Here is a 20,561-nt window from a genome sequence, read left to right as displayed (position 1 = left end):
CACCAGACCGTGTCGCCGGGCCCGGGGTCAGGTCAGGAGGCGGGCGAGGATGGGCTCCCAGTGCGAGAGGGCCACCAGGTGGCCGGCGTCGGGGACGACGGTGAGCTCGCCCCAGCGGAGGTGCTCGGCCCACCAGGTGCCGAAGGCCGGCGGCGCGGTCGCGTCCCGCTGGCCGTACCAGAGGTCGACCGGTGCGGCGACGTCGTCCCAGGACACGTCGGGCGCTTCCACCTGGAGCTCCAGGTCCCGGACCAGCCCGCCCAGGCCGTGGGCCACCGAGTCGGCCACACCGGCCGCCAGGGCATCGACGGCACCGGGGATCGCCTCGAGCTCGCGCCGCCGGACCGGGTCGGCCTGCTCCAGGACGTGCTCGCGGGCCAGGGCCACGTCGCACGGGTACGGCGCCAGCATCGGGGCGGCAGCCTCGGCCAGGCCGGCTGCGCCCAGCTCCTCGCCCAGCTCGGCCACCATCCAGCGGCCGCCGTCGGCGTCGTCGAGGATGCCGGGGGTGGCGTAGGCGGCGAAGGGGACCAGGCCGGCGGCCACGGCCACCCGGGCCACCCGCTCCGGGTGGCGAGCGGCGACGGCCAGGGCGTAGACGGAGCCGGCGGACCACGCGAAGGGCAGCCACCGGTGCACGCCGAGGTGGTCGGCCAGGGCGATGGCATCGTCGGCGAAGGAGCCCACGGTGCCGTCCGGGTGCGGCGAGGAGAGCCCGGCGCCGGGTCGGTCCACCGCCACCAGCCGCACGCCGAGCCGGGCGGCGAGGTCGTCGTCCGGGTGGCGGGCCCGGCGCGAGTCCGGCGAGCCGTGGACGTAGAGGACGGCGCTGCCCATCGGGTCGCCCACGTCGTCGAAGCCCAGCGTGCGCCCGTCGGTCAGCGTGATCACCTCGGCCTGGCCCATAGGGCCACGCACGCTACGCCGCCCCGCTGGGCCGGTGGTCAGGGCAGCGCGACGGCGATGGCCTCGGCGGTGCGGGCCGTGTGGGTGAGCGTCAGCAGCCACCTCCCGACGCCGGCGGCGTCGGACAGGGCCCGGGCCCGGCCCGTCAGCACGAGCGACGGGGCGCCGCTCTCGGCCCGCACCACCTCGATGTCGTGCCAGTCCGCCGCGCCGAGGCCGACGCCGAGGGCCTTCAGCACGGCCTCCTTGGCGGCGAATCGGGCGGCGAAGCGCTCGGTGGGGTCGCGCGCCGCGAGCGCGTAGTCCCGCTCCCCCGGGGTGAAGAGGCGATCGGCGAGCGAGGGGGTGCGGGCCAGCGAGGTCCGCAAGCGGTCGACGTCGACGAGGTCGACCCCGATGCCGATCATCCGCGGCGGTTGTCGACGAACGCGATGCCGATCATCACCAGGGCCACCACGAACACCACGATGACGATGATCACGCCGACGCCTCGGTGCCCGTGCGCCACCGGTCGGCCAGCACGTTGACCGGCGTGGTCAGCAGCTCGGTGGGGGCGACGCCGCCGAGGAGGTCGTCGCGGAACGTGGGCTCGGTCTCGGTCACCGCGTCCTTGAGCGCCGCGTAGCGGTCCCGGTAGGACTCGAGCACCGAGCGCATGCGACCGGCGGGCAGGGCGGGGGCGAACCGGGCGTGCAACAGGGTGATGCCGGTGCACTGGTTCCCCTTCACCTCGGGGATGAGCACCAGCGATCGGCCGTCGCTGCGGCCCACCGCCACGGTGACCTCCCGCTCGAAGGCCACCCGGTGCTTGGTGCCCCGCAGCTGCGGGTTGCGCTCGGTGCGCAGCGGCAGGTCCCGGGCGATGCCGCCGCGGTCCACCACGACGATGGTGGCGTCGCCGCCCTCGACGTCGCCCTCGATGCGGTAGCGGGTGTACCCGACGACCTCCTCGACGGCGGCGTCCAGGCCGGCCAGGGTCCGCAGGGCCTTGTAGCTGAGCCGGTCGCGGGCGGCGCCGGCGCCCAGCGCCGCGCTGACCAGCGGCACGTCCAGGAGGCCCTCGTCGGAGCGGGAGATGCCCACCGTGACGGTCTTGGCCTGGTGCTTGATGGCGTCGACCGGGCGGGTGAGCTCCTCGATGGCGCCGGTCAGGGCGGCGGTGAGGTCCTCGATGACCATGCTCGGCGTGCCCACCCGACCGTGCTCGCTCTGGTAGGCGTCCAGCGGGGCCAGGCCGGTGGCGTAGCGGAACATCGACGACAGCCGCACCGCGGTGCCGGCCTCGAGGTGCCCGTTGTAGGCGCCGGTGCGGAGCCCGTCGTGGAACCGCGCCGAGACCGATTCGAAGGTGGGCCGGAGGGCGACGAGCAGCCGGTCGGCGTCGGGGACCGAGGGGCCGGACACCGCCTCCTCGATGGCGCCGCGGGCCTCGCGCAGCGGGCGGGCCTGGGCGTCGATGGCCAGCGCCGCCTCGTAGCCGAACAGGTGCCCGACGACGGTGGTCAGCACGAAGGCCAGCTCCGGCTCGACCGACGGGACCGTGAGCACCCGCAGGGCGGCGTTGAAGCGGTCCTCGTCCTCGGTGGCGATGACGATCGGCGTGGCCTTGTGGGCGCGGTAGATGGCCACCTCCTTCGCCACGTCGTCGGCGTTCGAGCCGGACAGCCCGGCTGCGCACACCAGGATCAGCGGCTCCGACGAGAGGTCGATGTGCTTCTTGTCCTCGATGGCGTCGGAGGCGATCGCCTTGTAGCAGAGCTCGGACAGCTTGATCCGGATCTCCTCGGCCGCCACCCGGTTCGCGCCGGAGCCGACGATCGCCCAGTAGCGGCGAGACGGCGTGAGCTCCTGGGCGGCCTCGGCGATGACCTCGCGGCGGGCGAGGGTGGCCTCCATGGCGGTGGGCAGCTCGCGCAGCCCGGCCAGCAGCTGGCTCCGGTGCGCGGCGCCGTCGGCCGTGCCGGGCACCTCCTGGGCGATGGCGGCGGAGAGGAGGAAGCCGGCGGCGATCTGGGCGTAGAACGCCTTGGTGGAGGCGACGCTCATCTCCACGTCGCGTCCGTCGGACGTGTAGAGCACGCCGTCGCTCTTGTCGGTCAGGTCGCTGGCGCGCCGGTTGACGATGGCGATCACCCGAGCGCCGCGGCCGCGGACGAGGTCGACCGTGCGGTTCGTGTCGGTGGTGGTGCCGGACTGGCTGATGGCCACGATGAGCGTGTCGGCCATGTCGGCCCGCAGGGAGAACCCCGACAGCTCCGTGGCGGGCAGCGCCTCCACCCGCACCGGCGTGGCCGCCAGCTCGGCGGTGAGGTTGCGGGCCAGGCTCTGCCCGGCCACCGCCGCGGTCCCCTGCCCGATCACCAGCACGCGCGTGATGGCGCCGGAGGCGAGGTCGGCCCGCACCGCCGGCGGCAGGGTGTCGTCGCCGAGGACCACCCGGAGCAGCCCGTCGGCGCCGGGGGCGATCTTGCCCCGCAGGGTCTTGCGGAACGACCCGGGCGCCTCGGTGATCTCCTTGAGCAGGAAGTGCTGGAAGGCGCCGCGGTCGATGTCGCGGGTGGTGACCTCCGGCGTGACCAGCTCCCGCTCGCCGACCGGGAGCTCGGTGCCGTCGTAGGAGAAGCGGCGGATGCCCTCGACGGTGCCGGCGAGGGCGGCGTCGAGCTCGACCACCTGCCCACGGGAGGCAGACGGGTCGGTGGGGTCGGCCGGGGTCTCGCCGTCGAGCCGGAAGTAGCGGGTGGCGTCCTCGACCACGCCGTAGGGCTCGGAGGCGACCACGTAGAGGTCCTCGTCCAGACCGACGTAGAGGGCCTGGCCGCTGCCCCGCAGGGCGAGCTGGAGGCGGTCGGGGGCGCCGGCGACGCTGGCGGCCACGGCGACGGAGCCGTCGAACCGCCGCACGCTCTGGCGGAACGCCTCCACCGCCTCGTCCCCTGCGGCGAGGCGGCGGGACACGAGCGTGGGGATGACCTTGGCGTCGCTGGTGATCTCGGCCGCGATGCGCAGCTCGTCGGCCACCTTGAGGTCGGCGAAGTTGTCGACGTCGCCGTTGAGCGCCGCGGTGACGTACGGGCCGTCGACCCGGTCGACTTCGTCGGAGTTCATGGGGTGGGCGTTGGGCTGGGAGATGATCCCGATCGACGCCCAACGGGTGTGGCCGAGGACGGTGACCTCGGCGGTGTCGGCGACCAGCGCCCGCTGGAGGAGGGCGTCCTCGCGGATGGCGTCGCGCAGCACCCGGGTGTTGTCGCCCAGCTCGCCGATCTCGGCGGCCGCCTTGTAGACGAGGCTCAGGTGGCCTTCGGGCGTGACGCGCACGGCGCCGGCGGTGAAGAGCGGGTCGCCGAGCCGGGCGGCGCAGAGGGCGTGGATCGCCGGATCGTCGAGGTCGAGGCCGTGGCCGCGCACCAGCAGGGTGAGCCCGGCGGAGTCCCGGCCGCGGACCTCCAGCCGATCGATGGCCGACAGCGCGGCCTGCACCGAGGCGAACGCCTCGATGGCGGCCCGGCTCGGCGCGGCACCGGCGAGGTCGGCGACGGCCCGGGCCGTGCGGAGCCGGTCGCGCTGGACCGCCCAGAGGGCGTCCTTCAGGCGGATCACCGCGGCGTTGGTGGCTTCGAGGCCCGCCGGGTCGGTCGGCTCGGCGTCGAGGGCGGCCTCGCGGTCGGCCAGGGCGGCAGCGACCTCGACGAACTGGGCCTCGAGGGCGCCGGGGAGCGACCGATCGGCCAGCAGCCCCAGCACGCCCGCCGTCCCCCGCAGGAGGCGATCGACCTGCTCGGCTCGCTCGGCCACCGCGTCGACCACGGGCGCCAGGTCGCTCGGCGGGGCGGCGAGCAGCACCTCGGCACGGCCCGCCAGCTGCTCCAGCAGCTCACCGGCGGTCGGAGGGGTTCGGTCGCTCCGGCGCCGGAGCACCGCGATGATGCCGCACATGGGTGGGGACGCCTCGGGGTCGGGTCTCGATCCGCCACCGAGGGGGCCCGGCAGCCGCACCAACCTACTGGCCGGGCCACGTGGCACCGTCGCCTGCGACCCAGCGGGGCCCGAGCCGGGGAGGCCCCTGCCCCCGCGCCGCTACGCTCGCCGACATGGGAGGGGTGATCCTGGGGGCGCTCACGGGCGCCGACCTGAGCCGGCACACGATCCTGGCGGTGGCGGTCATCGTCGTCGTCGCCCACGCCTCGGGCTCCCTGGCCCGCCGCATCGGCCAGCCACGGGTGCTCGGCGAGATCGTCGGCGGCATCGTCCTCGGCCCGAGCGTGCTCGGCGCCGCGTGGCCCGAAGCGACCTCACGGGTGTTCCCCGCCGAGGTGGTCGGCCAGCTCAAGCCCCTGTCGGACATCGGGCTGATCCTGTTCATGTTCGTCGTCGGCATGGAGCTCGACCGCCGCCACCTCCGCGGGCAGCGGCACCGGGCGGTGGTGGTGAGCCACGTCTCGATCATCCTCCCGTTCGTCGGCGGAGCCCTCTTGGCGTGGTGGCTCCACGGCGTGCTCGACGCACCGTCCGACCTGCTCCCCTTCTGCCTCTTCGTGGGCGCAGCCATGGCGGTGACGGCCTTCCCGGTCCTCGCCCGCATCCTGCAGGAGACGGGCCTCGACCGGACGCCGGTGGGCGCCATGGCGCTCACGTGCGCAGCCGTCGACGACGTCACGGCCTGGTGCATCCTCGCCGCCGTCCTGGCGGTGGCGGGCGGCGGGGGCGTCGCCACCGTGCTCGCCACCCTGGCCTGGTCCCTGGCGTTCGGCGCCGCGATGTGGTGGGTCGTGCGGCCCCTCCTGGCCCGCTACGAGGTGCCCCTGGCGCTGGCCCTCGGCCTGGCCTTCGCTTCGGCCTGGACCACGGACCTCATCGGCATCCACGCCCTGTTCGGCGCCTTCCTGGCCGGGACGGTGATGCCCGAGCGCAAGGGCGACAAGCTGGTCCTCGCCGACCGGCTGTCCGCCGTCACCGACGCCGTGCTGCTGCCGGTGTTCTTCATGCTCGTGGGCCTCTCGACGCGCCTCGGCCTGCTCGACGAGCCGTGGCTCTGGGGAATCGCCGCCGTCGTCACCCTGGTCGCCGTCGCCGGCAAGCTCGGCGGCGCCACCGTCGCCGCCCGCCTGACCGGCGAGAGCTGGCGGGACGCCACCACCATCGGACTGCTCATGAACACGCGGGGCCTGACCGAGATCGTGATCCTCACCGTCGGCCTGGAGCGCGGCCTGATCGACGACACGATGTTCACGATCATGGTCGTCATGGCGCTGGCCACCACGATCATGGCGGTCCCGGTCCTGCGGCGGGCGAACCTGGTGCCGGAGGCAGGCGCACCAGCCGTCGCGTCGATGCTCGCCGACCCGCCGAGCTGACCCGCCTCAGCCGGTCGCGGCGGCCCGCTCGACCGCGGCGGCCAGGGCCTCGGCCTCGGACCGCGCCTCGGCGTCGGTGGGCGCCTCGACCATCACCCGCACCAGGGGCTCGGTGCCGCTGGCGCGCAGCAGCACCCGGCCTCGGTCGCCGAGGCGGGCCTCGAGCGCCGCGACGTCGGGTGCGAGCCGGTCGAGCAGGGCGGGGTCGCGCCGCGCCGTGCGCACGTTCACGAGGACCTGCGGCAGCCGCACCATGGCGTCGGCCGCCAGGTCCGCCAGCGGTCGGCCGGACCGCACCACCAGGTCGGCCAGGAACAGGCCCGTGAGGAGCCCGTCGCCGGTGGAGGCGAGGTCTCGGAAGATGACGTGGCCGGACTGCTCGCCGCCCAGCGAGAGGCCGCCCCGGTCGAGCGCCTCGAGCACGTACCGGTCGCCGACCGCGGTGTCGAGCACGGTGATGCCGTGGCGGGCCATGCCCTGGCGGAAGCCGAGGTTGCTCATGACCGTCACCACCACGGTGTCGTGCGGCAGCGTGCCGCGCGCGCCGGTCGATGGCGCACACGGCGATGATCTGGTCACCGTCGACCAGGGCGCCCTCGGCATCGACCGCCAGCACCCGATCGGCATCCCCGTCGAACGCCAGGCCGAGGTCGGCCCCCTCGGCGAGCACCGCCCGCTGCAGGTCCTCGGGGTAGGTCGAGCCACACCGGTCGTTGATGTTCCGGCCGTCGGGCTGGTCGTGGATGGCGGTGGCCGTGGCGCCGAGGGCGGTGAGGACCGGGAGGGCCAGGCGTGACGCCGCGCCGTTGGCGGTGTCGACCACGATGCGCAGGCCGTCGAGCCGACGCCCCTCGAGCACCGAGCCCACCAGGTGGGCGACGTAGCGGTCGGCCCCGGTGGCATCGCTGGTGAGGGTCCCGACGTCGGCGCCCTCGGGGCGGGGCCGGGGGTCGCCGTGGGCGTTGAGGGCGGCCAGCTCGGCCTCGAGGGACTCCTCGACCTCGTCGGAGAGCTTGGACCCGCCGGCGGCGAACAGCTTGATGCCGTTGTCGCCGAACGGGTTGTGCGACGCCGAGATCACCGCCGCGGGGACGCCGTCGACCGCCGACACGCGGGCCACCGCCGGCGTGGGCAGCACGCCGAGGTCGACCACCTCGACGCCCTCGGAGGCGAGGCCCGACGCCAGCGCCGCGGCGAGCAGCGGCCCCGAGCGCCGCGTGTCGCTGCCGATCACCCAGCGGTCGCCGCCCAGCACCCGCGCCGCAGCGCGCCCCAGGGTGAGGGCGAGCTCGGGCGTGAGCTCCCGGTTGGCCACCCCGCGCACCCCGTCGGTGCCGAACTTCAACGTCATGGGAGCTGCGGACCTCGGGCGAAAACGGCGACTGGCGTGCGGCCGCACCGTAGTGGGGCCACACGCCAGGTCGGCGATTGCGGGCGAGCGGTGGGGCGGAGCCCCGACCAGCTAGCGCTTGGAGTACTGCGGGGCCTTGCGGGCCTTCTTGAGGCCGTACTTCTTGGATTCCTTCTTGCGGTCGTCACGGGTGAGGAACCCGGCCCGCTTGAGCACGGCCCGCAGCTCGGGGTCGAGCTCGATGAGGCCACGGGCGATGCCGAGGCGCAGGGCGCCGGCCTGGCCGGTGACGCCGCCACCGTGCATGGTGACGTCGACGTCGTAGGTCTCCTCGAGCTGCGTGAGGCGCAGGGGCTCGGAGAGGATCATGCGGTGCGTGGGGTTCGGGAAGAAGTCCTCCACGTCACGGCCGTTGATCGTGATCTTGCCCTCGCCGTCACGCAGACGGACTCGGGCGACGGCTTCCTTGCGGCGGCCGGTGGACTGCACCAGTGGCTTGCTCACGAGACTGCTTCTCCTACGCGCTGCGGCGGGCGTGAGCCAGCTCGAGCGTCTGCGGCTGCTGGGCAGCGTGCGGGTGGGTGGGGCCGGCGTAGACCTTCAGCTTCTTGAGCTGGGCCGCACCGAGGCGGTTGTGGGGCAGCATGCCGCGGATGGTGTTGCGCACCGCGTCGGCGGGCTTGCGGCCGAGGAAGGTGTCGTAGGTCTCCGACGAGATGCCGCCCGGGAACCCGGAGTGGCGGTAGATCCGCTTCTTGGCGCCCTTGTCCGAGGTGAGGACGACCTTGTCGGCGTTGATGATCACGACGTGGTCACCGGTGTCGATGTGGGGGGCGAAGGTGGGCTTGTGCTTGCCCCGGAGGATGTGCGCCACCTCGGTGGCCAGACGACCGAGGACGAGGCCCTCGGCGTCGATGAGCACCCAGGCACGCTCGATCTCGGAGATTTTCGGGGTGTAGGTGGCCACGCGACGATTCCTTGGTTCAAACTTCTCGGGGACCCCGGAGGACGCGTCGTGAGACGGGCCTCAGGGCCGGGTTGACACGTTACGGCCCGCCGCCCGAGCGGAGCAAATAGCAGGCGGAGCGCGTCGGGTGGGGGACGGTGCCGGGCGCGTGGGCGCGGGTCGAGCTTCTCCGAGCACCCGGCGAGGGCCGGTCCTAGGGTCGGGCCCATGAGCGACGACGTCGCGTTGGTCCAGGTGGCCGAGATCGAACAGGCCCGTGCGGGGCTGGCCGGCATCCTCCGCCCCACCCCCACCGAGCCCACCGAGACCCTCTCCCGGCTCTGCGGCCGGGAGGTCCTGCTCAAGACCGAGCACCGCCAGCGGACCGGCTCGTTCAAGATCCGCGGCGCCTACCACCTGCTCTCGCACCTGCCGGCGGAGGAGGACCTGGTGGTGGCGGCATCGGCCGGCAACCACGCCCAGGGGGTGGCCCTGGCCGCCACCCTCCTCGGCAAGCGCTCGGTCATCTTCATGCCCGCCGCCGCGCCCATCCCGAAGGTCCAGGCCACCAAGGCCTACGGCGCCGAGGTCCGGCTCGGCCACGTCCTCGTCGACGACTGCATCCAGGAGGCCAAGGCGTGGGCCGCCGAGCACGGCGCCCGCTTCGTGCCCCCGTTCGACCACCCGGCCATCATCGCCGGCCAGGGCACGCTCGGCCTGGAGCTGGCCGAGGAGGCGCCCGACGCCGGGGTGGTGCTGGTGCCCGTCGGCGGTGGCGGCCTGCTCGCCGGGGTGGCGGTCGCCCTCCGAGCTCGACGGCCCGGGGTGCGCATCATCGGCGTGGAGGCGGCCGGCGCGGCGTCCATGCGGGCCTCGCTCGACGCCTTCGCCCCCACCGGCTTCCACCCCGTGCGCACCATCGCCGACGGCATCGCCATCAAGTCGCCCTCCGCCCTCACCCTGGCCCACGCCCACGCCCTGGTCGACGACGTGATCTCGGTGACCGACCACGAGATCGCCACGGCCCTCCTGCTGCTGCTCGAGCGGGCCAAGCAGGTGGTGGAGCCCTCGGGCGTCGTGGGCCTGGCCGCCCTGCTCGCCGGTCGCGTCGCGGGCACCGACCCGGCGGTCGCCATCCTGTCCGGCGGCAACGTCGACCCGCTCATGCTCTCCCACCTCATCGAGCACGGCCTCACCGCCGTCGGCCGCTACCTCCGGCTGCGCATCGTGGTGCCCGACCAGCCCGGCGCCCTCTCGCTCATCGTGCGCTCGGTGGCCGAGACGGGGCTGAACATCCTCGACATCGAGCACCACCGCCAGGGCGTGCGGGTGGGCCCCGACGAGGTGGAGCTGCTCTTCACCCTCGAGACGCGGGACCCCGCCCACCGCCTGGAGGTCCTCGACCGGTTGCGAGCCGCCGGCTACCAGGTCGAGCAGCTGTAGGGCGGCGGCGCCTAGCCTCGGCGGGGACCGCACGGAGGGTCCTGCTTGTCCCCCAACCCGCCCACCCGACCACGCCGACGCACCGCCACGGCCGTCGCCCTCCTCGTGCTGGGCCTCGGTGCGACCGCCTGCGGGGGCGGCAGCGACGGCGACGATCCCGGCGGCGCAGCCTCGGCTCGAGGGGTGGTGGAGCTCCACGTGGCCGCCTCGAAGCGCTACGACCTCGCGGGCACCTGCGAGCTGTTCACCCCGTCGAAGCGGGCGGAGATGGCGGCCTACGACGACACCGACGCCGAGGGGTACTGCGAGCGGGCCACCAGCAGCGTGGTGGCCGATGCCGACGCCGCCACCAAGGCCCGGAGCCGGCGGATCTACACCGGCGCGCAGGTGACGGCGCTCGACCGCCCCACCGGCACCTGGTTCCGCGTGGAGGCCGCCGACGGCAGCTACGGCGAGGACGTGGAGGTGGTGCAGGTCGACGGCCGGTGGTGGGTGGCCCAGGTCGAGAGCGACGCCGATGACGCCGGCGACGACCACGGCCACTGACCGGGCGCCGAAGCGGGACCGGCGCTCGCTACCGTGCGCCCTGCGTCGACCACCGAGGAGGAGCCGACCGTGCCCAGCAGCGACGATGCCGACGAGGCGGCGGTGACCACCGCCGTCACCGTGACGCCTCGCGCCGACGGGCCGCTGGTGGTCGACGGCCCGGTCGGGCTGACCCGGCCGGACGGCACCGTCGAGCCCGCCCAGCGCCTCTTCCTCTGCCGGTGCGGCCACTCGGCGGACAAGCCGAGCTGCGACGGGTCCCACAAGCGCGTGGGCTTCTCGGCACCCGGCGTCCCGGTGGCCCGCAAGCCCGGCCGCCCCTGACGGGGCGGAGCGTTCAGCGCCGGTCGGGCACCACGCCGAACGCCACGCCGCCCTGGGCGACGGTGCCGGTGTGCATCCCCTCGGCGGCGGCCTCGGGCCGCACCCAGGAGCCCCGCCCCTCGAGCACCGGCAGCACGCCCTCCCCGAACCAGTAGAGCTCCTCGAGGTGCGGGTAGCCCGAGAGGATGAACTCGTCGATGCCGATGGCCCGGTACTCCTCGATCCGGTCCGCCACCTCGGTGTGGCTCCCCACCAGCGCGGTGCCGGCCCCGCCGCGGGCCAGGCCGACGCCGGCCCACAGGTTCGGGGCGATCTCGAGGTCGTCCCGCGTGCCGCCGTGGAGGGCGAGCATCCGCTTCTGGCCCTCGGACTCGGTGGTGGCCATCCGGGCGTGGACCTTGGCGATCTCCTCGTCGCTGATCCCGTCGAGCAGCGCGTTCGCCGCCGCCCACGCGTCCTCGGCGCGATCCCGGCTGACCACGTGGAGCCGGATGCCGAACCGGATGGTGCGCCCCTCGGCGGCGGCCAGGGCGCGCACCCGGTCGAGCTTCTCGGCCACCTGCTCCGGCGGCTCGCCCCAGGTCAGGTAGACGTCGGCGTGCTTGGCGGCGATGGCGAGGGCCGGTGGCGACGAGCCGGCGAAGTACACGGGCGGCACCGGGTCGGGCTGGCGGCCGAGCGCACCGCCCTCGACCTTGATGTGGGTGCCGTCGTAGTCGACGACCTCACCGGCCCACAGGCCCCGGACGACGTCGAGGAACTCGCCACAGCGCACGTAGCGGTCGTCCTTGCCCAGCCAGTCGCCGTAGGAGTGCTGCTCGGCGGAGTCGCCACCGGTGACGACGTTGAGGAGGAGGCGGCCGCCGCTGTGGAACTGGTACGACGCCGACATCTGGGCGGCGAGCGTCGGCGAGGTGACCCCGGGTCGGAACGCCACCAGGAACTTGAGCCGCCGGGTCCGCTGGGCCAGCGCCATGGTGGTGATCCACGCGTCGTCGCACCAGGGCCCGGCCGGGGTGAGGGCGCCCTCGAAGCCGAGGTCCTCGGCGGCGGCGGTGATCTGGGTGAGGTAGCTGAGCGTGGCGGGCCGGCTGCCGCCGGCCACGCCGGGCACGGGTGGCTCGGGCTCGACCAGGCGCCGCCCGTCCCCGTTGGTCGGCAGGAACCAGTGGAACACGATCGACATGCGCTTCCCCTCAACTCGGTCCGGCCGCTGCGGGCGCGGAGCCCGACCGGATCGGGCGAGTATGGGGTGGCGGCCCGAGGCCCGTCAACGTGGCGGCGAGCCGCCCGAACCGACGTCGGTGGTCAGCCGGGGGCGGAGTCCCAACCGTCGTACCGGACGGTCCACAGCGTGAGGCCCTGCGGCGGCGCGAGGTCGCCGGCCCGGTTGCGATCGCCCGACCGGATGATGGCGAGCACGTCGCCGGCGTGCTTCTTGCCCCGCCCCACGTCGACCAGCGTGCCGACCACCGAGCGGACCATCTGGTGGCAGAACGACGAGGCCTCGATCTCGAAGCGGAGGTCCCCACCCCCGTCGTCGTGCCAGACCGCCTCGGTCACGTCGCGGACCAAGGAGGCCTGCTCGCCGTCGCGGCGCTTCGGCCGGCGGCAGAAGGCGGCGAAGTCGTGCGAGCCGATCAGCGGGTCGCAGGCCAGGACCATGGCCGGCAGCGACAGCGGCTCGTCGACGTGCCAGGCGAAGTGGGCCTGGAACGGGTCCGGTGCCGGGCGGTTCAGGATGCGGTAGCGGTAGCGGCGAGCCCGCGCCGAGAACCGGGCATCGAAGTCGTCGGCCACCAGGGCGGCGTCGGTGACGGCGATGGCCGGGCCGCACATCTTGTTGACCGACCGCATGAGGCCCGGCAGGTCCAGGCGCTCGGGTGCCGCATCGAAGGTGACGACCTGGCCCCGGGCGTGCACGCCCTTGTCGGTGCGCCCGGCGCAGGTGAGCTCGACGGCGTGCCCGAGCACGGTCCCGATGGTGTCGGTGAGCACCCCGGCCACGGTGCGCACGCCCGTGTTGACGGCGAAGCCGTGGAAGGGCGCCCCGTCGTAGGCCACCACCAGCCGCACCCGCACCAGCGGGCCGACCGGCCCCTCGGTGAGCTCGGCGGGGTCGAACAGGGTCACGGCGCCGGAGGTTACCGGCCGCCCGCCACCCCGTCGGGCCCGGCGTCCCGAGCGCGCGACCGGGACCGCGACCGAAGCCGGAGATCGGGCCGCTGGTCGCAGCACGGGCTGGTGGGGCGGGGTCGGGTCCGGTCGGGGTGGCGGGTCGGTGTCACGATCGGGGGGCGGCGCTCGTCGTGACGGCGAACCCCGACCCCGAGGAGCGACCCATGGGCCCGACGAGCGAACCCGACATCGACACCCTGGTGGTGGGCGGCGGCCTGGCCGGCCTGGTGGCCGCCACCACCGCGGCCCGAGCGGGCGGGCGGACCGTCCTGCTCGAGCCCCACCCGCTCGGCGGGCGGGCCCGGGTCGACGAGCGCAGCGGGTTCCGCTTCAACCGGGGCCCACGCGCGCTGTACCTGGGCGGCGCCGGCCGACCGGCCCTGGAGGCGCTCGGCGTCGACCTCTCGGCGGGCGGAGCGCCGGCGCTGGGCCGGGCGATGGCGCGGCGCGACGGCCGGCTGCACCGCCTCCCCAGCGGGCCGATGTCCCTGCTGCGGACCTCGTTGCTGCGGCCGGGCGACAAGGTCCGCCTGGCCGGGCTCCTGGCCCGGCTCCCGAAGGTCGACGCCCCGGCTCTGAGCGGCACGACGTTCGCCGCCTACCTGGCCGACCAGCGCCTCTCGCCGGTGGCGGCCGACCTGGTCCGGATGCTGGCCCGGGTCGCCACCTACGCCGCCGACCTGGACGACCTCGACGCCGGCGCCCTCGTCGCCCAGCTGCAGCTCGCCCTGGCCCCCGGCGTCCGCTACCTCGACGGCGGCTTCCAGAGCCTGGTCGACCAGCTGCGGGCGGCCGCCTGGGACGCCGGCGTCGAGGTCCGCCCGGTCGCCGCCCGGGCGGTGCTCCCCGCCGGAGCGGACGGCGCAGCCACCGTGGAGGCGGTGGACCACCGCCTCCAGGCCCGGACGGTGGTGCTGGCCACCGGCACCCCCTCCGCGGCCGAAGCCCTGCTCGGTGCGCCGCTGGTCGGCGCCGACCACCTCAGCCCGCCGGTCACCGCCGCCTGCCTCGAGCTGGGGCTGCGCCGCCCGCCGGCCCACCCGGTGGTGTTCGGCGTGGGCGAGCCGCTCTACCTCAGCACCCACTGCCCGCCCGCCCTGCTCGCCCCACCCGGCCAGGTGGTCGTGCACCTGATGCGCAACCACGCCGCCGGCGAGGCGCTCGACGCCAAGGCGCAGCGCGCCTGGCTCCGATCCGCCGCCGCCGAGGCGGGCGTCGCCGAGGCCGACGTGGCCGAGGAGCGCTTCCTGGCCGAGATGGTGGTCACCGGGGGCCTGCCCACCGCCCAGGGCGGCGGGCTCTCCGGCCGCCCCGAAGCCTCGGCCGCCGACCGACCCGGCGTCCTGCTCGCCGGCGACTGGGTCGGTCCCGTCGGCCTCCTCGCCGACGCCGCGATCGCGAGCGGCGCCGAAGCGGGTCGGCAGGCGGCCCGGCGAGCGGCAACGATGGCGGTGGCATGACCGGTGTCCTCCACGACGACGACACCTTCGAGGCCGAGCGCCGCCGCCTCGTGGGCCTGGCGTACCGCATCACCGGGTCGCGGGCCGAGGCCGACGACGTGGTGCAGGACGCCTGGCTGCGCTGGCAGCGGGCCGACCCCTCCACCATCGAGCGACCGGCCGCCTGGCTCACCACGGTGACGAGCCGCCTGGCCCTCGACCGCCTCAAGTCCGCCCGCCACCAGCGCGAGGCCTACGTCGGCCCCTGGCTCCCCGACGCCGCCACCACCGAGCCCGGCCCGGCCGACCGGGCCGAGCTGGCCGAGTCGCTGACCATCGGCTTCCTCGCCGTGCTCGAAGCGGCTCGGGCCCGTCGAGCGGGTGGTGTTCCTGCTGGCCGACGTCTTCGCCCTGCCCTTCGACGAGATCGCCCGCGTGGTCGACAAGACCCCAGAGGCCTGCCGACAGGTGGCCTCCCGCGCCCTGCACGCGGGTCCGCGACGGCCGCCCCCGCTTCGCCCCCACCGACGACGCGGCCTGGGAGGTGACCAGCGCGTTCCTGCTGGCCGCCCAGGCCGGCGACCTCGACGGCCTCGTCGCGCTGCTGGCCGACGACGCCCTGGCCGTGAGCGACGGCGGCGCCGAGCACCACGCGGCCCGCCGCCCCGTGGTGGCCGCCCGCATCCCGCGGTTCATGGCCAACCTGGCCGCCCGGCTCGGGCCCGACGACGTCATCTCCGCCCGCGTGGTCAACGGCCAGCCGGGCATCCACGTCGAGCGAGCCGCCGCCACGCCCTTCGCCCTTGCCTTCTCGGTGGCCGACGGCCAGGTCCACCGGATCTGGATCGTCATCAACCCCACCAAGGTCACCACCCTCGACGCGCCACCCATCTCCTGACCCCCGCCCGAAAACGCCGAACGCCCGCTCCGAAGAGCGGGCGTTCGCCGGGTCGGTGCCGCTCGGGAGCGGCGAGGACCTAGACCAGCTCGATGCGAGCCATGGGGGCGTTGTCGCCCTGGCGAGGTCCGAGCTTGAGGATGCGGGTGTAGCCACCGTTGCGATCGGCGTAGCGAGGTCCGACGTCGTCGAACAGCTTGGCGGCGATCTCCTTGTCGTTCAGGTAGGCCACGACGAGGCGGTGGTTGTGGAGCCCGCCCTTCTTGGCCTTGGTGATGACCTTCTCGGCCACCGGGCGCAGGGCCTTGGCCTTGGCCTCGGTGGTGGTGATGCCCTCGGCAGCGATGAGCGACGACACGAGGTTCGCCATCATCAGCTTCTGGTGCTGGGCGGTGCCGCCGAACCGGCGGCCGCGCTTCGGGGTTGCTGGCATGTCTATTCCATCCCGCGGAGCGCCAGGCCCCGCTCGTTCAGCTTCTCCTTGACCTCATCGAGCGACTTCTGGCCGAAGTTCGTGATGGCCAGGAGGTCATCCTCGCTCTTGCGCAGCAGCTCGCCCACGGTGTTGACCTGGGCGCGCTTGAGGCAGTTGCGGGGACGCTCGGAGAGATCGAGGTCTTCGATCGGCATCTCCAGCTCGGGCGAGGACGCCATGGTGGCGCTGGTCTCACCGAGCTCGAGGGTGGGGGGCTCCTCGCTCATGTCGGCGACGAGCTGCACCAGCTTGGTGAGCGTGTCGCCGGCGGACGCCAGGGCGTCGCGAGGGGTGATCGACCCGTCGGTCTCGATGTCGAGGACGAGGCGGTCGTAGTTCGTGTCCATCTCGACGCGGGTGGGCTCGACCAGGAAGGTCACGCGGCGCACCGGCGAGAAGATCGAGTCCACCGGGATGACGCCGATGGTGTTGGTGCCCTTGTCCCGGTCGGCCGAGAGGTAGCCACGGCCACGCTCGACGGTGACGTCGAACGCGAGGCGGCCCTTCTCGTTCAGGGTGGCGATGGTGTGCGAGGCGTTGAGCACCTCGACGTCGGACGTGGCCTGGATGTCGGCCCCGGTGATCTCGGCCGGGCCCCGCACGTCGAGGCGCAGGGTGACGGGCTCGTCGGAGACCGAGGTGAGCACCAGGTCCTTGAGGTTCAGGATGATGTCGGTGACATCCTCCGTGACCCCGGTGATGGTGTCGAACTCGTGGAGCGCATCGTCGAAGCGGACGGCCGTGATGGCCGCGCCGGGGATCGACGAGAGCAGGGTGCGGCGCAGCGAGTTGCCGAGCGTGTGGCCGAAGCCGGGCTCGAGCGGGCTGATGGCGAACCGCTGCCGGTTGCTCTCTTCCTCACCGACGGGCTCGACCGTGGGACGCTGAATGACCAGCATGTGAAGCCTTCCTCAGGGAATGTTCGGTGGGCGCGGTTACTTGGAGTACAGCTCGATGATGAGCTGCTCCCGCACGGGGACGTCGATCTGCGCACGGACGGGCAGCTCGGCGATCGTGACCTGGAAGCCGCCGTCGCCGACCTCGATCCACGCCGGCTTGAGCCGATCGATGGTGTCGAGGTTGTGGCGGATGACGATCATCTGGCGGGGCTTCTCGCGCAGCGAGATGACGTCGCCCTTGCGCACCCGGTAGCTCGGGATGTCGACTCGCTTGCCGTTGACGTTGATGAGCCCGTGGCCCACGAACTGGCGGGCCTGGGGCCGGGTGGAGGCCCAGCCGGCACGGAAGACGATGTTGTCGAGGCGCTGCTCCAGCATGCGGAGGAGGTTCTCGCCGGTGACGCCCTTCTGGCGGCTGGCCTCCTTGTAGAGGTTGGAGAACTGGCGCTCGAGGACGCCGTAGATGTACTTCGCCTTCTGCTTCTCCTGCAGCTGCAGGAGGTACTCGGAGGGCTGGCGGCGACGGCTGCGGCCGTGCTCACCCGGGGGGTACGGGCGCTTGTTCAGCGCCTTGGCACCCTTCTCGTTCTCGAAGATGTTCACGCCGAGGCGGCGGGAGATCTTGACCTTGGGACCTGTGTAACGAGCCATGAATCCTTAACCCCGCGTCAGATCCGACGCCGCTTGGGGGGGCGGCAGCCGTTGTGGGGCATGGGGGTCACGTCCTTGATGCCCGTGACCTCGATCCCGGTGTTCTGGATGGAACGGATGGCGGTCTCTCGGCCGGAGCCGGGACCCTTCACCACGACGTCGACCTTGCGCACGCCGTGCTCCATGGCGCCCTTGGCGGCCTTCTCGGCGGCCATCTGGGCGGCGAAGGGGGTGCTCTTGCGAGACCCCTTGAACCCGACGTTGCCGGCCGAGGCCCAGGAGATCACGTTGCCCTCCTGGTCGGTGATCGAGACGATCGTGTTGTTGAACGAGCTCTTGATGTGCGCCACCCCGTAGGTGACGTTCTTGCGCTCTTTCTTGCGGGGCCGACGGCCTCCGGGCTTGGGCTTGGCCATTACTTGCGAACCTTCTTCTTCCCGGCGACGGTCTTCTTCGGGCCCTTGCGGGTCCGGGCGTTGGTGTGGGTGCGCTGGCCGCGCACCGGGAGGCCCTTGCGGTGACGGAGGCCCTGGTAGGAGCCGATCTCCATCTTCCGCTTGATGTCCTGCTGGACCTCGCGCTTCAGGTCGCCCTCGACCTTGACGTTCTGGTCGATGTAGGCGCGGATCTTGTTGATCTCCTCGTCGGTGAGGTCCCGGGTGCGGGTGCTCTCATCGATGCCTGCTGCGGCGCAGATCTGCTCGGCCGTGGTGCGACCGATGCCGAAGACGTACGTGAGCGAGATCACCAGGCGCTTCTCGCGCGGGATGTCGACGCCGGAAATGCGTGCCATTGCTAGCCCTGCCTCTGCTTGTGCCGGGGGTTGGAAGAGCAGATGACCTGGACCCGGCCGTGGCGGCGGATGACCTTGCAGTGCTCACAGATTGTCTTGACGCTGGGTTTGACCTTCATCAATGCCTCGAGATCGATGGTCGACCGCCCGCTGGGTCAGCGGAGCGGCTACTGGCTTACTTGAACCGATAGGTGATCCGGCCGCGCGACAGGTCGTACGGCGTGAGTTCCACCTGCACCTTGTCGCCCGGAAGGATCCGGATGTAGTGCATGCGCATTTTCCCCGAGATGTGCGCCAACACCTCGTGACCGTCCTGCAGCTCAACACGGAACATCGCGTTTTTCTGCGCTTCGAGCACGGTGCCTTCGAGGACGATCGCGTCTTCTTTGGGCTTGGGCAGCGGAAATCTCCTGGTCGTACCTGTCTCGGCTCACCAACCGGCGCGCCAGGAGACGCGACGGCTGTCAGGGCCGAAGGAAGATGCTAACGCCTCTGCGCCGAGCATCCAAGTTGGCCGCTCTACCACACCGACCGGCGCCCGCGAGGGACTCGATGGGGGGTTCCGCCGGGCCGACGGCGCCGGCGACGAGCCTACCGGCGTCACCGGGAGCCCGTCGGCACGGCCGGGCGCTCCGGGCCGGGCCCGTCCCCACCGCCGTCGGGCGCCGGGTCGACCTGGTGGGGCACGTCGGGCAGGGCGTCCTCCAGGCCGATCGCCGCCGAGAGCTCCTCGGCGGTGCGCTCGTCGGCGTCGTCGGCCACGTCGTCGACCGCCACCGACGCCCGGGCCGGCAGGTACCGGAGGGTGATGAGCGCCGCCAGGGCCACCGCGGCCGCCGCGATCGGGTACACGACGTGCATGCTCTGGAGGTAGGCGTGGTCGGCATCGCCCCGGATGACCTGGGCGGTGCCGGCGGGCACCTTGTCGAGCACGCCCACCGCCTTGCCGATGGAGTCCCGGGCCGCCTCGGCCGCCGCCGGCGGCACCCCGGCCAGCCGGCCGTCGATGATCGACCGGTAGTTCGCCGAGAAGATCGAGCCCAGCACGGCAACGCCCAGGGCGCCCCCGGTCTGGCGGGTGGTGTCGTTGACCGCCGAGCCCACCCCCGCCTTCCCCCGGGGCAGCGAGCCCATGATCGACTCCGTGGCCGGTGCGGTGGTCAGGCCGATCCCGAGGCCGAAGAGCAGCCGCACCACGCCGCCGATCGCCAGCGACGACATGGCCGTGTCGGAGGCGTAGGTCAGCAGGCACAGGCCCACCAGCGTGAGGCCACCGGTGACGACGTACTTGGTGCCGAAGCGCCGCACGAGCCGCGGCGCGGTGGGCCCGCCGACCATGAGGCCGACGGCCACGGGAGCGGTCATGAACCCGGCCTTGAGCGGCGAGTACCCGAGCACGAACTGGAAGTACTGGGTGAGCAGGAAGGTGGAGCCGAACAGGGCGAAGTAGGTGAGCGTGATGGTGGCCGAGGCCGCCGAGAACCGGGGGTTCGAGAAGAAGTGCAGGTCGAGCATGGGGTGCTCGCAGTGCAGCTCCCACCAGGCGAAGGCGGCGAGCAGGGCCGCGCCCACCAGGAACGCGCCCACCACGGGGGCCGACAGCCAGCCCTGGTCCGGGCCCTCGATCAGGGCGAAGAGGATGCCGAACAGTGCGCCGATCGACAGCAGCGAACCGAGCGGGTCGAGGCGGCCCTCGGACGGGTCCTTCGAGTCGGGGATCACGAACCAGCCCAGCACCAGCGCCGCGAGGCACAGCGGCACGTTGACCAGGAAGACCGAGCCCCACCAGAAGTGCTCGAGCAGCAGGCCGCCGCCGAGCGGGCCGAGCGCCACGCCCAGGCCGGTGACCCCGGCCCAGATGCCGATGGCCTTGGCCCGCTCGGCCGGATCGGTGAAGGTGTTGGTGAGGATCGACAGGGTGGTCGGGAAGATGGCGGCGCCGCCGATGCCCATCAGGGCCCGGGCGCCGATGAGGCCGGTGGCCGAGCCGGAGAACGCCGCCAGGGTCGAGCAGGTGCCGAACACGATCACGCCGCCGTGCAGCATGCGCTTGCGCCCGAACCGGTCCCCCAGGGCCCCGGCGGTGAGCAGCAGCGAGGCGAACACGATCGTGTAGGCGTCGATCATCCACTGCAGCTGGGAGCCCTTGGCCCCGAGGTCGCCCACGATCTTGGGCAGGGCCACGTTGAGGATGGTGTTGTCGACGCCGATGACCATCAGCGACAGGCACAGCACCGCCAGGGTCCACCACCGGCGCTCGTGCAGGGTCTTCTCGTCCACGGCTTGCTCCCTCGTCTCGGACCCGGCCAAGCTATCAACCAACCGGTTGAACCACACCGTTCCGCGGGCCGGCCG

The 20,561-nt window shown here is 73.3% G+C and carries 22 protein-coding genes and 1 pseudogene; 7 read left to right on the top strand and 16 right to left on the bottom strand.

Features of this window, described 5'->3' with window-relative positions:
- Positions 1 to 27: 27 nt before the first annotated feature.
- From KSP35_RS18740 to KSP35_RS18730, 3 genes are all read right to left on the bottom strand, one after another.
- A complete protein-coding gene (locus tag KSP35_RS18740) occupies positions 28 to 906 on the bottom strand; it encodes an alpha/beta fold hydrolase (RefSeq protein ID WP_216997296.1) in 879 nt (292 codons plus the stop codon).
- A 38-nt stretch (positions 907 to 944) separates the two neighbouring features.
- Positions 945 to 1,313: a holo-ACP synthase gene (locus tag KSP35_RS18735; RefSeq protein ID WP_216997295.1), complete on the bottom strand. Its 369-nt coding sequence runs from the start codon at positions 1,311 to 1,313 to the stop codon at positions 945 to 947.
- Between the two features lie 70 nt (positions 1,314 to 1,383).
- The gene (locus KSP35_RS18730; protein WP_216997294.1) at positions 1,384 to 4,845 is read right to left on the bottom strand and encodes an SIS domain-containing protein; all 3,462 of its coding nucleotides are present in this window, start codon (positions 4,843 to 4,845) and stop codon (positions 1,384 to 1,386) included.
- Positions 4,846 to 5,000: 155 nt separating this feature from the next.
- On the opposite strand from KSP35_RS18730, the gene KSP35_RS18725 reads away from it, so the two are divergent.
- Entirely contained in the window at positions 5,001 to 6,263 is a 1,263-nt protein-coding gene (locus KSP35_RS18725; protein ID WP_216997293.1) for a cation:proton antiporter, read from the top strand.
- A gap of 6 nt (positions 6,264 to 6,269) precedes the next feature.
- On the opposite strand, the pseudogene glmM reads toward KSP35_RS18725, so the two are convergent.
- The 3 genes and pseudogenes from glmM to rplM form a co-directional block, all read right to left on the bottom strand.
- A pseudogene (gene glmM / locus KSP35_RS26170) lies at positions 6,270 to 7,614 on the bottom strand (phosphoglucosamine mutase).
- A 111-nt stretch (positions 7,615 to 7,725) separates the two neighbouring features.
- Positions 7,726 to 8,118: a 30S ribosomal protein S9 gene (rpsI, locus tag KSP35_RS18715; RefSeq protein WP_216997292.1), complete on the bottom strand. Its 393-nt coding sequence runs from the start codon at positions 8,116 to 8,118 to the stop codon at positions 7,726 to 7,728.
- A 13-nt stretch (positions 8,119 to 8,131) separates the two neighbouring features.
- Positions 8,132 to 8,581 (bottom strand): 50S ribosomal protein L13, encoded by a 450-nt coding sequence (gene rplM, locus KSP35_RS18710; protein WP_216997291.1) that lies wholly within the window; start codon positions 8,579 to 8,581, stop codon positions 8,132 to 8,134.
- Between the two features lie 207 nt (positions 8,582 to 8,788).
- Here rplM and ilvA point away from each other — a divergent pair, with 207 nt between their 5' ends.
- From ilvA to KSP35_RS18695, 3 genes are all read left to right on the top strand, one after another.
- Positions 8,789 to 10,003, top strand: coding sequence for a threonine ammonia-lyase (gene ilvA, locus KSP35_RS18705; protein WP_216997290.1), 1,215 nt, complete (start codon positions 8,789 to 8,791; stop codon positions 10,001 to 10,003).
- Between the two features lie 45 nt (positions 10,004 to 10,048).
- The gene (locus KSP35_RS18700; RefSeq protein WP_216997289.1) at positions 10,049 to 10,549 is read left to right on the top strand and encodes a hypothetical protein; all 501 of its coding nucleotides are present in this window, start codon (positions 10,049 to 10,051) and stop codon (positions 10,547 to 10,549) included.
- Between the two features lie 69 nt (positions 10,550 to 10,618).
- Positions 10,619 to 10,873 (top strand): CDGSH iron-sulfur domain-containing protein, encoded by a 255-nt coding sequence (locus KSP35_RS18695; RefSeq protein ID WP_216997288.1) that lies wholly within the window; start codon positions 10,619 to 10,621, stop codon positions 10,871 to 10,873.
- A gap of 13 nt (positions 10,874 to 10,886) precedes the next feature.
- Here the strand turns inward: KSP35_RS18695 and KSP35_RS18690 are convergent, their stop codons facing one another.
- Entirely contained in the window at positions 10,887 to 12,059 is a 1,173-nt protein-coding gene (locus KSP35_RS18690; RefSeq protein WP_216997287.1) for an LLM class flavin-dependent oxidoreductase, read from the bottom strand.
- 122 nt (positions 12,060 to 12,181) lie between these two features.
- A complete protein-coding gene (truA, locus tag KSP35_RS18685; RefSeq protein WP_216997286.1) occupies positions 12,182 to 13,006 on the bottom strand; it encodes a tRNA pseudouridine(38-40) synthase TruA in 825 nt (274 codons plus the stop codon).
- Positions 13,007 to 13,215: 209 nt separating this feature from the next.
- On the opposite strand from truA, the gene KSP35_RS18680 reads away from it, so the two are divergent.
- From KSP35_RS18680 to KSP35_RS18670, 3 genes are read left to right on the top strand one after another with little or no spacing between them, the layout of a single operon-like run.
- On the top strand, positions 13,216 to 14,511 hold the full coding sequence (locus KSP35_RS18680; protein WP_216997285.1) for an NAD(P)-binding protein: 1,296 nt from the start codon (positions 13,216 to 13,218) through the stop codon (positions 14,509 to 14,511).
- A complete protein-coding gene (locus tag KSP35_RS18675) occupies positions 14,508 to 15,038 on the top strand; it encodes a sigma factor (RefSeq protein WP_216997284.1) in 531 nt (176 codons plus the stop codon). Before KSP35_RS18680 ends, KSP35_RS18675 begins: the two co-directional genes overlap by 4 nt.
- The gene (locus KSP35_RS18670) at positions 15,035 to 15,388 is read left to right on the top strand and encodes a hypothetical protein (RefSeq protein WP_216997283.1); all 354 of its coding nucleotides are present in this window, start codon (positions 15,035 to 15,037) and stop codon (positions 15,386 to 15,388) included. The genes KSP35_RS18675 and KSP35_RS18670 overlap by 4 nt, the downstream gene beginning before the upstream one ends.
- Before the next feature lie 79 nt (positions 15,389 to 15,467).
- Here KSP35_RS18670 and rplQ read toward each other — a convergent pair whose 3' ends face one another.
- The 8 genes from rplQ to KSP35_RS18630 form a co-directional block, all read right to left on the bottom strand.
- On the bottom strand, positions 15,468 to 15,821 hold the full coding sequence (gene rplQ / locus KSP35_RS18665; protein ID WP_216997282.1) for a 50S ribosomal protein L17: 354 nt from the start codon (positions 15,819 to 15,821) through the stop codon (positions 15,468 to 15,470).
- A gap of 2 nt (positions 15,822 to 15,823) precedes the next feature.
- Positions 15,824 to 16,762: a DNA-directed RNA polymerase subunit alpha gene (locus KSP35_RS18660; RefSeq protein ID WP_216997281.1), complete on the bottom strand. Its 939-nt coding sequence runs from the start codon at positions 16,760 to 16,762 to the stop codon at positions 15,824 to 15,826.
- A gap of 36 nt (positions 16,763 to 16,798) precedes the next feature.
- The gene (gene rpsD, locus KSP35_RS18655; RefSeq protein WP_216997280.1) at positions 16,799 to 17,413 is read right to left on the bottom strand and encodes a 30S ribosomal protein S4; all 615 of its coding nucleotides are present in this window, start codon (positions 17,411 to 17,413) and stop codon (positions 16,799 to 16,801) included.
- A gap of 17 nt (positions 17,414 to 17,430) precedes the next feature.
- Positions 17,431 to 17,829, bottom strand: a complete 399-nt coding sequence (gene rpsK, locus KSP35_RS18650; protein ID WP_216997279.1) for a 30S ribosomal protein S11 — start codon at positions 17,827 to 17,829, stop codon at positions 17,431 to 17,433.
- On the bottom strand, positions 17,829 to 18,206 hold the full coding sequence (gene rpsM / locus KSP35_RS18645; protein WP_216997278.1) for a 30S ribosomal protein S13: 378 nt from the start codon (positions 18,204 to 18,206) through the stop codon (positions 17,829 to 17,831). The genes rpsK and rpsM overlap by 1 nt, the downstream gene beginning before the upstream one ends.
- Positions 18,207 to 18,208: 2 nt before the next feature.
- Positions 18,209 to 18,325: a 50S ribosomal protein L36 gene (gene rpmJ, locus KSP35_RS18640; RefSeq protein ID WP_216997277.1), complete on the bottom strand. Its 117-nt coding sequence runs from the start codon at positions 18,323 to 18,325 to the stop codon at positions 18,209 to 18,211.
- Positions 18,326 to 18,381: 56 nt separating this feature from the next.
- Positions 18,382 to 18,606, bottom strand: coding sequence for a translation initiation factor IF-1 (gene infA, locus KSP35_RS18635; RefSeq protein ID WP_217002288.1), 225 nt, complete (start codon positions 18,604 to 18,606; stop codon positions 18,382 to 18,384).
- A gap of 200 nt (positions 18,607 to 18,806) precedes the next feature.
- Positions 18,807 to 20,486 carry an MFS transporter gene (locus KSP35_RS18630; protein ID WP_254126848.1) on the bottom strand — a complete coding sequence of 560 codons (1,680 nt, stop codon included), beginning with the start codon at positions 20,484 to 20,486 and terminating at the stop codon, positions 18,807 to 18,809.
- Positions 20,487 to 20,561 lie beyond the last annotated feature (75 nt).

Origin of the sequence: Aquihabitans sp. G128 (assembly GCF_019048865.1) — a bacterium.
Classification (GTDB): domain Bacteria; phylum Actinomycetota; class Acidimicrobiia; order Acidimicrobiales; family Iamiaceae; genus Aquihabitans.
This window is presented reverse-complemented; position numbering and strand designations above follow the sequence as displayed.

Excerpts from the sequence above, each read along its gene's own strand:
- KSP35_RS18680 (WP_216997285.1), top strand. The coding sequence starts at position 13,216 with ATGGGCCCGACGAGCGAACCCGACATCGACACCCTGGTGGTGGGCGGC.
- KSP35_RS18730 (WP_216997294.1), bottom strand. The coding sequence starts at position 4,845 with ATGTGCGGCATCATCGCGGTGCTCCGGCGCCGGAGCGACCGAACCCCT.
- KSP35_RS18735 (WP_216997295.1), bottom strand. The coding sequence starts at position 1,313 with ATGATCGGCATCGGGGTCGACCTCGTCGACGTCGACCGCTTGCGGACC.
- KSP35_RS18690 (WP_216997287.1), bottom strand. The coding sequence starts at position 12,059 with ATGTCGATCGTGTTCCACTGGTTCCTGCCGACCAACGGGGACGGGCGG.
- rpsM (WP_216997278.1), bottom strand. The coding sequence starts at position 18,206 with ATGGCACGCATTTCCGGCGTCGACATCCCGCGCGAGAAGCGCCTGGTG.
- rplQ (WP_216997282.1), bottom strand. The coding sequence starts at position 15,821 with ATGCCAGCAACCCCGAAGCGCGGCCGCCGGTTCGGCGGCACCGCCCAG.
- KSP35_RS18675 (WP_216997284.1), top strand. The coding sequence starts at position 14,508 with ATGACCGGTGTCCTCCACGACGACGACACCTTCGAGGCCGAGCGCCGC.
- KSP35_RS18740 (WP_216997296.1), bottom strand. The coding sequence starts at position 906 with ATGGGCCAGGCCGAGGTGATCACGCTGACCGACGGGCGCACGCTGGGC.
- ilvA (WP_216997290.1), top strand. The coding sequence starts at position 8,789 with ATGAGCGACGACGTCGCGTTGGTCCAGGTGGCCGAGATCGAACAGGCC.
- KSP35_RS18725 (WP_216997293.1), top strand. The coding sequence starts at position 5,001 with ATGGGAGGGGTGATCCTGGGGGCGCTCACGGGCGCCGACCTGAGCCGG.
- rpsK (WP_216997279.1), bottom strand. The coding sequence starts at position 17,829 with ATGGCCAAGCCCAAGCCCGGAGGCCGTCGGCCCCGCAAGAAAGAGCGC.
- rpsD (WP_216997280.1), bottom strand. The coding sequence starts at position 17,413 with ATGGCTCGTTACACAGGTCCCAAGGTCAAGATCTCCCGCCGCCTCGGC.
- KSP35_RS18660 (WP_216997281.1), bottom strand. The coding sequence starts at position 16,762 with ATGCTGGTCATTCAGCGTCCCACGGTCGAGCCCGTCGGTGAGGAAGAG.
- rpmJ (WP_216997277.1), bottom strand. The coding sequence starts at position 18,325 with ATGAAGGTCAAACCCAGCGTCAAGACAATCTGTGAGCACTGCAAGGTC.